At 57.3% G+C, this 12,638-nt stretch carries 7 protein-coding genes and 1 pseudogene; 3 read left to right on the forward strand and 5 right to left on the reverse strand.

Going from position 1 to position 12,638, the window contains the following annotated elements:
- Positions 1 to 173 precede the first annotated feature (173 nt).
- Positions 174 to 1,525 (forward strand): annotated as a pseudogene (locus tag GS620_RS05600) (IS3 family transposase).
- Positions 1,526 to 1,827: 302 nt separating this feature from the next.
- On the forward strand, positions 1,828 to 2,712 hold the full coding sequence (locus tag GS620_RS05605) for a glycosyltransferase family 2 protein (RefSeq protein WP_253283804.1): 885 nt from the start codon (positions 1,828 to 1,830) through the stop codon (positions 2,710 to 2,712).
- A gap of 73 nt (positions 2,713 to 2,785) precedes the next feature.
- On the opposite strand, the gene rfbA is transcribed toward GS620_RS05605, so the two are convergent.
- From rfbA to GS620_RS05630, 5 genes are all read right to left on the reverse strand, one after another.
- Entirely contained in the window at positions 2,786 to 3,652 is an 867-nt protein-coding gene (gene rfbA / locus GS620_RS05610; protein WP_171229451.1) for a glucose-1-phosphate thymidylyltransferase RfbA, read from the reverse strand.
- A gap of 18 nt (positions 3,653 to 3,670) precedes the next feature.
- The gene (rfbD, locus tag GS620_RS05615) at positions 3,671 to 4,534 is read right to left on the reverse strand and encodes a dTDP-4-dehydrorhamnose reductase (RefSeq protein ID WP_171614546.1); all 864 of its coding nucleotides are present in this window, start codon (positions 4,532 to 4,534) and stop codon (positions 3,671 to 3,673) included.
- On the reverse strand, positions 4,531 to 5,571 hold the full coding sequence (rfbB, locus tag GS620_RS05620) for a dTDP-glucose 4,6-dehydratase (RefSeq protein WP_171614548.1): 1,041 nt from the start codon (positions 5,569 to 5,571) through the stop codon (positions 4,531 to 4,533). The genes rfbD and rfbB overlap by 4 nt, the downstream gene beginning before the upstream one ends.
- A complete protein-coding gene (gene rfbC, locus GS620_RS05625) occupies positions 5,568 to 6,137 on the reverse strand; it encodes a dTDP-4-dehydrorhamnose 3,5-epimerase (protein ID WP_171169900.1) in 570 nt (189 codons plus the stop codon). The genes rfbB and rfbC overlap by 4 nt, the downstream gene beginning before the upstream one ends.
- Positions 6,138 to 6,514: 377 nt before the next feature.
- Entirely contained in the window at positions 6,515 to 8,563 is a 2,049-nt protein-coding gene (locus tag GS620_RS05630) for a dockerin type I domain-containing protein (protein ID WP_253283805.1), read from the reverse strand.
- A gap of 160 nt (positions 8,564 to 8,723) precedes the next feature.
- On the opposite strand from GS620_RS05630, the gene GS620_RS05635 reads away from it, so the two are divergent.
- Positions 8,724 to 12,635 (forward strand): Ig-like domain-containing protein, encoded by a 3,912-nt coding sequence (locus tag GS620_RS05635; protein ID WP_253283806.1) that lies wholly within the window; start codon positions 8,724 to 8,726, stop codon positions 12,633 to 12,635.
- Positions 12,636 to 12,638: the final 3 nt, after the last annotated feature.

The following is a 12,638-nucleotide window of genomic DNA, read 5'->3' on the forward strand; positions in this document are numbered from 1 at the left end:
GTCTCTTTTCTTGGCTGAATTTCTGAACCGCCTTGCCGTACGTGGCGACAAAGGTGGGCTGAGTTTCGACGCCTCAGTCAGCAAATAGTGTCTGACATCAGCACCTGTAGGCCTGATTGTAGGATTTGCATAACGGAAGGTTTCTGGCTCATCTGAACCGTTTAGAAGTGAAGATGAGACGGAAAGCTGGAACCGACGAAACTACAGCTGAACAGGTCGTCAAGGACATTCGCCGCAAGACACGCAAGCACCATTCTGCGGAGGAGAAGATCCGCATTGTACTGGAGGGTTTGCGCGGCGAGGAGAGCATCGCCGCGCTCTGCCGTCACGAGGGGATTGCCGCGAGCCTGTACTATTCCAGGCCGAAAGAGTTCCTGGAGGCCGGAAAGAAGCGGCTGGCAGGCGACACAGCCAGGCAAGCGACGAGCCCCGAAGTGAAGGAACTGCGGGCCGAGGCATCGGCCCTGAAGGAGGCCATTGCCGACCTCACCCTGGAAAACCGCCTACTCAAAAAAAGTATGCTCGCTGATGGGGACGACGACATATGAGATACCTCGCAACGGAGAAGCTCGAGATCATCCGACTTGTCGAGCAGTCCCACTTGCCAACGAAGAGGACGCTGTCGAGGCTGAGCATTCCGAAAACCACGTTCTACCGCTGGTGTGCCCGGTATGAGGCGTTTGGTGAAGCCGGGCTTGAAGATCGCCGTCCACACGCCGGCCGGGTCTGGAACCGCATCCCTGACGAGATCCGGAAGGCCGTCGTTGACCTCGCTATTGATGAGCCGAAACTATCGCCCCGCGAGCTGGCATTCCGCTTTACAGACACGAAAAAGTACTTTGTGTTAGAGCCTTCGGTCTATCGTATCCTCAAGGAGCAGGATCTGATTACTGGGCCGGCGTTCAACGTGATCAAGGCTGCCGACGAGTTCCATGACAAGACTACGAGACCGAACCAACTTTGGCAGACCGACTTCACCTACCAAAAGGTGACTGGCAGGGGTTGGTTTTTTCTCTCGACGATCCTGGGCGACTTCAGCCGTTACATCATGGCATGAAAGCTTTGCACAACGATGAAGGCCGACGATGTTACCGACACTCTGGAACTGGCGTTGGAGGCATCAGGCTGTTCGTCGGCGACCGTCCGACAAAAACCGAGGCTGCTCAGCGACAACGGCTCATCATACATCTCTGGTGACCTGGCGGATTGGCTCCAAGATCAAGGAATGGACCACGTTCGAGGGGCATCAAATCATCCGCAGACCCAGGGCAAGATCGAGCGGTGGCGCCAAACGCTCAAGAACCGCATCCTGTTGGAGAACTATTACCTACCGGGCGCACTCGAGGAAGCGATCAGAGCCTTCGTCGACCACTACAATCACCGCCGCTATCAAGAGAGTCTCGGCAATCTGACACCGGCCGATGTCTACTTCGGTCGCAGCGACGGCATTCTGAAGGAAAGGAGAACCATCAAGGAAAGAACACTGAAACAGCGACGCTTGCTCAACCTCGGGAGCGCCGCGTAAGATCGCAATCAATGAGCCAGGCCGTCCTAAACGCCGTCGGCTCAATCGGAATACTTCATTCGATGACGGACAATCTTGCCGCTCCGATCAAAAAAGGCTTTGCATCCCCTAACGCGGCTTTGCCATTTGGCTGCGCTTGATGATCGGTTTCTTGCCTTCGCTTCACCGGTGAAAAACCAATTCAATCGTTTCTCAGATTGGCGTCGCTGAATGCAAAAGATCACAGACCTTATTCAGCAGCCCGGATCCGTCGTACTGGAACCGGGGTTGACCCTAACTGTGTTTGCGAGGAAGTAACGATCATGCCCATTCCACAGGTACGGCAGGCAGGATTGTCACAGATTACGATCATAAGCGTTTGTTACTACAGCAGTGGTGTACTGCCGAAGATGCTGAATTCCATCCCAGAGGGCGTGCCGACAATTTTGGTCGACAATGGCTCGGACGAAATAGAAGCGGTTCGGCAAATGGCCGAGACACATGGCGCAACTCTGATCGAAAGCCAAGACAACATCGGGTTTGGCCGCGCACGCAACCTTGGTGCCGCCAAGGCAACAACGGAACTGCTTTTATTTCTGAACCCGGATTCCCACTTGCTGCCCGGAGCATTGGACGCGTTGCAAGAGGGGGCCGACAATCATCCGGATGCGTCAGCCTTCAACCCTGCAATTCTGGACCGGAAGGGGGCACCTCGTTTCAGGCGATACAGTGTGATCATTCCCCGAAATGAAACCCTGCCCAGGAAAACAGCCGATTCCGACTTTGAATTGCCGGTCCTCGTCGGCGCCGCCTTCCTGGTCCGCCGCGAAGCGTTCGAAGCGGTCGGCGGGTTTGATCCCGAAATCTTTCTGTATCATGAAGACGATGATCTGAGCCTGCGGCTCAAAGCCGTTTGCGGGCCACTTTACTACGTTCACAACGCTCAGATGCGCCACGCCAGAGGCAAATCCTCGCCGGGAAGCCCAGCCATCGCTGGCCTGAAGGGCTGGTATATGGGGCAATCGCGCGTTTACGTCGCCCGCAAGCATGAAGTCCCGATGGCCTTCGGTCGGGCCCTGGCATCGGCGCTACTGCAAGTGCTGTCTCCGGCTGTGTTGTTTTCAGCGAGAAAACGCGCCAAACAATGGGCCTTCTTGCGCGGCGTTTGGCATGGCCGGAATGCCCGACCAGCCCCGTTCAGGCCTTGATCACAAAGCGTGAAGCAGTTTGCAGCCCACGCAAATTCCAGCCTGAACACGTAACCATGAAACAGTTCGCGGCCTAGCTCAGAAGCCCTTTCAGATAGGTGCCGTAAGTGGACTTGGCGAACAGGCGCGCGCGCGCCTCAAGAGCCTCGTCGTCGATCCAGCCATTTGCCCATGCGATTTCATCCAGGCTACCGGTCTGCATACCCTGACGTTCCGTGATCGTGCGCACGAAGTTTCCCGCATCCAGCAAAGACCCGTGCGTGCCGGTATCCAGCCAGGCAAAACCGCGCCCCATGGTCTGCACATCCAGCAAACCTTCGTCCAGATACATTTCCAGCAGCGACGTGATTTCCAGCTCGCCGCGATCTGACGGTTTGACCTCATGTGCGCGGGCCGGAGCGTCGCCATCCAGAAAGTAAAGACCGGTCACCGCGTAATTCGACGGAGGCACCTTGGGCTTTTCGACGATCGCGCGGGCTTTATTCCCTTGGAAATCCACAACGCCGTAGCGTTCTGGATCAGCAACCCGGTACGCAAAAACCGTACCGCCGCGCTTCAGTTGATCCGCCTCAAGCAGCAGGTCCGGAAGGCCATGTCCGAAGAAGATGTTGTCACCCAGAATCAACGCTGACGGGGCACCGTCCAGAAAATCCTCGGCCAGAGTATAAGCCTGCGCCAGACCGTCAGGAGACGGTTGTACGATCCATGTCAAGGACAACCCGTATTGACTGCCATCCCCCAACAGGCGCTGAAACTGATCCTGATCCTGGGGGGTGGTGATGATCGCGATTTCGCGGATCTGCGACAGCATCAAAACACTCAGCGGATAAAAGATCATCGGCTTGTCGTAGATCGGCAGCAATTGCTTGGAAATCGCCATGGTGATCGGGTAAAGCCGGGTTCCGGACCCACCGGCAAGAATAATGCCTTTGCGCTGCATAATCTGTCCTTTCAAGGTTCAGCTGGTCGCTGACTTCAACTCGCTCAATATCTCGGCCAGTCCGGCTTTCCAGTCGGGTCTCTGGATTCCGAACACATTTTCCAGCCGCGAACAGTCCATACGTGAGTTCAGCGGCCTGGGCGCCGGCGTTGGGTAAGCCTCGGTTGGAATATCCTCGATTTCGACCGACAAGCCGGATTGAGAAACAGTTTCACGGGCGAAATCCGCCCAGCTGGCATCAGGTGCACCGGAATAGTGAAACACCCCACCTTTGGCTTCGAGGCCAGCCTTGGCCATTTTCAGCAAGGTTTCGGCGATGTCTGCAGCAGGTGTTGGCCCGCCGATCTGATCTGCGACGATGGTCAGCTTGTCACGGGTTTCTGCCAGTCGGAGAATGGTCTTTGCAAAGTTCTTTCCGTGGGCCGAAAACACCCAGCTTGTGCGCAAAATGGCATAGTGGCCGCCAGCCTCTGCGATCTGGTGTTCGCCGTCCAGCTTGGTTCGACCATAGGCCCCCAAGGGCCCGGTCGGGTCATCGATGTTCCAGGGGGTCGTACCAGAGCCGTCAAAAACGTAATCCGTGGAAACATGCAGAAAAGGCAGGTCGCGGGCCGCGGCGGCACGCGCCATTGCACCGGGTGAATCTCCGTTGATCCGTTGCGCCAGGTCGCTTTCCTCTTCGGCCTGGTCCACCGCCGTATAGGCGGCCGCATTGATGATCACGTCCGCATCCGTATGCCGGATGGCGTCTGCACATTGCGACGGGTCAGACAGGTCCGCCGCGGTGCGATCCAGAGCTTCAACCAGGACACTATGCGCCTGTCCGCGACGTCGCAACTCGGTCGCCACCTGCCCCCCGTGGCCGAACACCAGCGCCTTCATTTGGCAACACCCAGCCGCTCACCCACGCCACTGCGGGCCTGCAAGGCGTTCAACCATGCGCTGTTGTCCAGATACCACTGAACCGTCTGTTCCAGCCCGGTTTCAGGCGTGTAGGAAGGACGCCAGTTCAGTTCGGTGCGAATCCGAGTCGGATCGATGGCATAACGCTGATCGTGACCGGGGCGGTCAGCGACGAACGTGATCAAATCCGCATAGGGCGTTTCACCCGGCTTGAGGCGATCCAGGATCGAACACAGCATTCTGACAAGATCAAGATTGGTCATCTCATTCTCGCCACCGATATTGTAGCTGCGGCCCAGTTCACCCTTTTCGAGCACCAGCAACAGGGCTTCGGCATGGTCATCGACATGCAGCCAGTCGCGAATGTTGTCGCCTTTCCCGTAAATCGGGATCGGTTTGCCCGCCAGCGCGCTGAGGATGACAACGGGGATCAGCTTTTCCGGAAACTGGTAAGGGCCGTAGTTGTTGGAGCAATTGGTAAGAACCACTGGCAGGCCGTATGTTTCACGCCACGCCCGCACGAGATGATCCGATCCCGCTTTCGAGGCCGAATAGGGTGAGTTCGGCTGGTATGGGCTGTCTTCGGTGAAAAACCCGGTTTTTCCCAAGGACCCAAAGACCTCGTCGGTTGATATGTGATGAAACCGGAAATGCTCGGGCCGGCCGGCACCCAGCCAATAGGCGCGTGCTGCTTCCAGCAATACATAGGTCCCGGTCAGGTTCGTGTCGATGAACGCGGCCGGGCCATCGATCGAGCGGTCAACATGGCTTTCAGCGGCCAGATGCATGATCGCGTCTGGCTGGTGCCTGTCCAGTATCGCCGACATGGCGGCGGCATCCCGGATATCCGCATGTTCAAAAACGTATCCCGGCGCATCCGCGACAGAGGCAACATTGTCCAGACAGGCCGCGTAGGTCAGGGCATCGACATTGACGACCGAATGCCCATCGGCAATCGCGCGACGGATAACGGCAGAGCCGATAAAGCCCGCCCCGCCCGTAACCAGAATTTTCATTGTGTGTCCTCGAATACGAAAGGAGATTCAATTTCGCGCAGAAGTGGTGCGATCCGATCTTTCTCGGACAGCTGGGGTTCTGAATTGCTCTGTGGCCATTCAATGCCGATATCGGGATCGTCCCAACGAACCGCGCCTTCGGTTTCCGGCGCGTAGGTATCAGAACACTTGTAGACGATCTCGGTCTCCGGCTCCAACGTCACGAACCCATGCGCGAACCCCGCAGGAACCAACAGCATCCGCCCGTTTTCGAAACTCAGTTCTTCACCGACCCAGCGACCATAGGTGGGCGAGCCTTTGCGGATATCGACCGCGACATCAAACAGCCGCCCACGACCGCAGCGCACCAGCTTGGCCTGCGCCCTTGGCGGAGCCTGAAAATGCAATCCGCGTACCGTGTTCACCGTGCTCGAAAGGGAATGATTGTCCTGAACGAATTGCGTATGAATTCCTTGTGCCGCAAAACTGTCGCCATTGTAGGTTTCCTCAAAAAACCCGCGATGATCGCCAAAACGCTTCGGGGTGATCAGTTTCACTTCCGGAATGGAAAGCGCCAATATTTCCATTGTTACTAATTTTCATCTATGTGTTGATGTCTCGGCCTGCTATGTCACATTTGCTCCACCGACGCCAAGACCTATGTTGTCTGATCAGCAATTTGAGCGGCTTATCGGTTCCGAAGGTCGGGCGATTATCGCAGGCAAGTTGCGATTCTGGTAGAATTCATTGAAATTATTGGACCATCTCTGCATGAAAACACAGGGATGTAACAGATAGTGAAGCCGCAGGCGCGCCAACGCTTGGGTCGAAACCAAAAGCACCGCGACATGGGGCGGTATTCGAGCGCTGAGGCTGGGACGTGTCAATTTGGCCGCAAAAGCCGATCCACACCTTACTGCTTAAAAAGGTACAAGCCTGCTTTGGCCGAGATATCTTTCGGCGCTCAGGCCGCTTCGAGATTTCCCAACAGGATGGAGGTCATGTCCACGTTGATGACCCCATCCACCGCCACGACGTCGACACCTGTCTGATAGGTTACATTGTCTCTGGTAATCCCTGAAAGGTCCGCGTTCTCATCCAGAAATACCCATTCAGGGTCATGGGCCGTGGACTGCCCAACGGCGACTTGCAAAATTGCAAGCGCATCCAGGGCGTTCACAGTGCCATCCCTGTTGACGTCTGCGGCTATCAGGTTTTCCGCGGTCGCGGGACCCCATGTCGGGTCGAGACCAACCGAGATGCGCAACACTTGCAAGGCGTCCAGCGCGTCAATCTTTCCGCTCGCCGTGGAATAGTGTTTGGTGATGTCCAGCACTCCGGGAAAGGTGCCATCGGGCAATTCCAGATCGAACCGCCCCTGATCATCTGCGGTGCCGGATACCGTGCCCCCGCCGTCCGGCGTGAACCGGATTTCCGCATCCGTCAGCCCCGGATTCGCAGCCTCGCTGTCCACCGTAATCTGCCCGACCAATCCACCAGAGCTGCCCGGTGTCTGCCCGCCCAGGTCCCCGAAATCTACCGGGATGTGATCCGGTCCGGCGAAGCCTGCGCCAAAGATATCCGTGCTTGTCAAAGCGCCGCCCGAGGCGGATTGGACCTGCACGACCTCGCCACGATATTCGATCTGAGCCCCGTTTGCCGTGCTGGTAAAGGTCAGTTGCTGAGGCGACCGCAACAGCGGGTAGTCGAACATATCCAGACGATCCACGCCCGCCTGAAAATCGGTTATTGTGGTCAGACCACTACCGGACTGCATCACGAAGATGTCGGCCCCTGCACCACCCGACATCGTCGTCGCACCCTTCCCCACGATGAGAATGTCGTCTCCGGCGCCCCCCAGAAGGGTCGTGTCCAGAATACCGCCGCTGAGGATATCGTCCGACGCGCTCCCGTTCACGGTACCGAACCCCTTGCGCACCACACCCAGATCATCGACCGGGACCGTCAGGACGTTCACCCCGGCATCCTGTTGTGACGTCACGAGAATTTGCAGCTCGTCGCCCACATGTGCAACCGCCAGCGATTCGATATTCTGCAATCCACTGGCCAGCGTATCCTCGAAACTGTCCATTTGAACAAGTTGACCTTCGGGTGTCAAAGTGAACAGAGACAGGCCATCATCGCCGCCGCCTGCAACCACAAAGACCCGACCGTTCACGTCTATGACCTCCAGATCCTGAACCGATTCAAACCGCGTATGAAGCGTATCAAGCACATGGTCCGTCGCCTTCAAACTACCATCGCTGTTCAATTGAAGAACACTGAGAGAGTTGCTGCCGGACCCCGCCACCACGACCCAGGATTTACCGTATGCCTCTACGGTCTCGACATCCGTTGGAGTAGAAACACCAAGGGTTCCGAGCGCCGAATCATTGTTGATCTCGGTTAAAGTACCGGTGCCGGAATCGATGCGATATGTCGAGACAGAGTTTGTTGCCGTGTCACTTGAGATCAGAAAATGTTCCGAACCCGACCGCAACGTCTGCATGGCATCCGCTGTGCCGGCAATCAAACCCACAAGACTGAGCGTCCCGTTCGCGTTCACATGGTAGGTTCCGATATTGCCTGTATCCTCATGCGCCATCGCAAGGACACCCGAAGACCCAAGTGAAAACTGTACGATGGCCGAGATATCTCCGCCTCCGTTGAGCACACCCGTTTCCTTCAGGTTACCGATCGTTCCGTCCGCGTTCACGTCATACCCGACCAGGCCCGTGGCAGTGTTGATGTCGAGCGCAATCTGCTCGGTTCCCGCCAGCGTTATCGACGTGGCACTGCGCCCCACCTGGAAGGTGATCGAACCGCTGTAATACTCGGTATCAACCAGCTGCGGCAGGGCACCGTCGACCAGCCGCCAGACCGCGACGCCGCCACCCGGGCCGGTCACCGTGTAGAGATACGTATTCCCGTTAAGCGTTTTTAAAGCCGTATCGCCGATACCTGAATCGAGCGCCGTGCTCCCCGTTGCCACTACACTTTCGAACTGAAGCATCACAGCCATCACCTCCCGCGCCACCCCTGGCAGTTACGGCAAGATGACCAGATGAGCAGACCGAAACCGAAGCAGAATTGTGGTGAAAACGAGAAGTTCGGTTTCAGTTTAACTCAATTTTTTCAGGTCCGATCGCAACGGCAACAAATGGGAAAGACAGATGAGCAAAACGCCAAACAGCACATCCTTTCCTGTTGCGATGATCGCGGACACCACATGCGAGGGCAAGATGACCAAAGCACCTGAGGCCAACAATCGTCCGGCGGCTGACTCGACGGACGGAGATCGCAAATCTCAAGTTCAACAATGGATCAATGGTAAGCTTGGTCGTTGGGCGGGTCGCGGCGCGGCTGGCGGCCTCATGTCCACATTGATGGCCTTGCCTGCCTTGTCACAAGCAACCATCGAAGAGCTTTACGCCTTCCAGTTCGCAGAGACAATTCCGGGTGTACGCTCCGCCAAGTTGCTGACAAACGGCGATGTTCTGCTGAAAATGGCGGACGGTCGGACCATGATCGTGGCGGCGGAAAACGTGCAGGTTCTGGACAGCGGCGCAATCATGATTGCGGAAGCGGCGGTTGCTGAAATCGCCCAGTTCAGCGCAGCTGAAGCCGGTGCAGCAGCTGGCGGAATCAGCGGCGCCGGGGCTGCATTGGGCGGCCTCGGGCTGGCCGGCGCAGCTGCCGCTGCGGGCGGAGGCGGTGGCGGCGGCGGCGATTCCCCGGAACCTGTCGCGCCAGCGCCTAAACCCCAACCCCAACCGGAACCGAGCTATACCAGCCTGAACCTGGCCGAACTTCAGGCAACGGCATTGAACAGTGCCATTACCAATGCCGCCGCACCCGAAGGAACATCGACAGTCGAGGTCACGATAGGTTCGCTGGTCAAAACCGTAACACCCAACGATGACGGCAGTTGGAGCATTTCTCTCACTGCGGCCGAAGCAAATGCGCTTCCGCAAGGCGTCTCTACGGTGACAGTGAGACATCTGGACGATTCAGGCACGGAACTGTCCAGCGAATCCGTCAAGTTCGATATTGATACAATTCCTCCAACCCTGTCGATCACCGGGTTTTCCGATGGCGCTGTTTTGAATTCGATCGAACAGGCAACGGATCTGACGGTCACCGGAACAACCGATGCAGAAGACGGGCAGACCGTTACCGTCTCAATGAACGGGCAAAACTATTCGGGAACGGTATCCAATGGACAATGGAGCGTCACCGTTCCGGCGGCAGACCTCTCAGCCCTTCCTGATGGCGCGACGATTGCCGTTACGGCGGATGTTGCCGACGCGGCGGGAAATTCAGCACCACAGGCGAGCGGGAGCTTCGATACTGATTTCACTGCACCAACTGTTTATCTGGATCCCGTGGCTGGCGGCTCGATAGAACTGATCGACGTAGCCGGCGACCTGGCCTTGACTGGTTCCACCACGGCAGAGGATGGTCAGACCATCATCGTTACGTTCAACGGACAAGTGCACACAGGCACCGCTTCTGGCGGAAGCTGGAGTGTAACGATCCCCAATTCCGATCTGAGCAGTCTTTCCACCGGAATACCTGCATCTGTTCTGGTAGCCGTCGAGGACGTGTCGGGCAATCCGGCAGTACCGCTTCTTGTATCGGTTCCCGTGGACCTGACCGGTCCTTCCATTTCGATAACACCCCTTCCTGTTGGTTCCGTACTGAACGCAACCGAAGTCGGATCCGACTTGACCATCAGCGGGCTGACGTCAAACGTTGAGGATGGTCAGCAAGTTACTGTAACCCTCGATGGTCAAACATATTCCGGAACAATATCCGGCGGGGCCTGGAACGTGACTGTGCCAGCTGGGGATCTGGCGTCCTTGTCGGATGGAGGCAACTTCTCTGTTACCGCAGATGTCGACGACGCCAGTGGCGTGACGGCACCGCAGGCCGCAGTGACGTTTTCCAAGGATGTGACCGCGCCGACGCTCAGCATCGACAGTTTTTCGGACGGAGCTGTCATGAACGCAGCCGAGCGGGCCACGGATCTTTCCATCTCGGGCAGTACGACAGCTGAAGACGGGCAAATCGTAACCGTCAGTCTGAACGGGCAGTCCCATAGCGCAACGGTTTCCGGCGGTAATTGGAGCGTAACTGTACCTGCTTCGGATCTGGCAGGTCTATCTGACGCGTCGACCGTCACCGTGACCGCTGATGTCTCGGACGCTGCCGGGAATCCGGCTCTGCAAGCGAACAACAGCTTTACCACCGATTTCACGCCACCGACGATCGGAATTTCAACCGTATCCGACGGGGCCGTCATGAACGCCGCTGAACAAGGAACCGACCTGACGGTGTCAGGAACTTCCGATGCGCCGGACGGAACCGTTGTTACCGTCGAAATCACGCGCGCTGACGGCACTACGGACGTCACCGGAACGGCAACGGTAACCGGGGGCACTTGGACCTATACGGCAACCGTGACAGATTTGTCTGCCCTGCAAGACAACGAGACTTACAATATCAATGCGTCGATCTCGGACGCGGCGGGAAACAACAATCAAACCACGACAAGCTTTGCCACTGACTTTACAGCACCTTCGATAACCATAAACAGTCTGCCTGTGGGTGCCGTGTTGGACGTGACCGAAAGGGGCGTGGATCTTGCAATCTCAGGCACAACCACGGCTGAAGATGGCCAGACCGTTTCGGTCACATTCGGCGGGCAAACCTATACAGGCGTTGCATCAAATGGTTCGTGGGCAGTTACCGTTCCAGCAAGTGATCTTGGAATGCTCTCTGACGGAACGAGCTATTCCATTTCCGCCACTGTTGACGATCTGGCAGGAAACAGCTCAGCCGCGGCGAACAGCTCACTTTCCACAGATTTTCGCCCCCTGTTGACGTTGAACGATGTCGGGGCCAACAATTCGATTGGTCTTGCCGATGCCAAAGCTTCCGGAATTACTCTCGGCGGGTCATCGACCGGATTGTCAATCGGCCAGTCGGTGGATGTCACGTTAAACGGCAGTTCGGTCGGATCTGCAACGGTGGCCGCAGACGGATCCTGGTCGCTGGCTGTCGCGGCGTCCAACTTTTCGGCAGTGGAGGCAGGTGATGACCTTTTCTTTTCCGCGCAGGCGACCGTCGCGGGTGGACCAGATCCGCTGCCGGTTTCCGAGCAGGCCGTTGCGCATGAACCCGCCGCCTATGTGATCTCTGAAGTTGGGCGCTCGGGATCTACGGTGACATTCGCAATCCATGCCGAAGCCGACCGCGATATCTCTGGCGGTCTGGCTTTGACGGCAGAGCTCGGATTTGACCCTTCGGTTGTCACATTCAACACGGCGTCGGTTTCGGAAAACAACGCCTTCGATTTGTTCTTGGCCAGCCCGGGCGCCGGGGGCGCGATGAATTTTGCCGGCGCCGCGACAACCTTTACAGATCTTTCTCAGCCGCTTGTCACCTTCACGATGACGATCCAGGACTCCAGCCAGCCTATTGAGCTGACAATCAAAACGTCTGATGGCGGACCGACGACAGTGCAGTTTGGCACCAATGGTGATGACACGCTCACCGCTGCGAATACGGACACCATCACGCGCGGCGGTGACGGCGACGATACCATTGATGTTTCTGCAGCAGGGCGAGACATCGTCGTCTTCGAGGCCGACCCGGCCAGCAATGGTACAGACGCTGTGACTGGCTTTACGATTGGCCCGGCTGCGGATGTAACCGACGCACTGATGTTCCACGGGCTGGACACCAATACGCTTCGCGGCGATGGCACCGGATTCGAATTGCTTTCCACCGGAGACACGTTGGGCACGAACACCGGATTTGTCGGCCTCAGCACGGTACTCACCGACCTCAACCTCAGCACAATCGAAGCCGCTGTCGAGAGTCTTGCCGGAGTCATGGCGGGCGATGAGCTTTACGTGATGGCAACCGACGGAACAGACAGTGTTCTGGTCAAGGTATATTCCCAGGCGGCGAACGATGCCAGCGTTGAAACCGTGGCCACGTTCCAAGACCTGAGCGATCTGAGCGGCCTGACCGCAGATAACATCCTGCACACCGACCCGACCGGGGCAACGGCCTGATCC

The sequence above is a fragment of the Ruegeria sp. HKCCD6428 genome, from assembly GCF_013110595.1.
GTDB lineage: Bacteria > Pseudomonadota > Alphaproteobacteria > Rhodobacterales > Rhodobacteraceae > Ruegeria.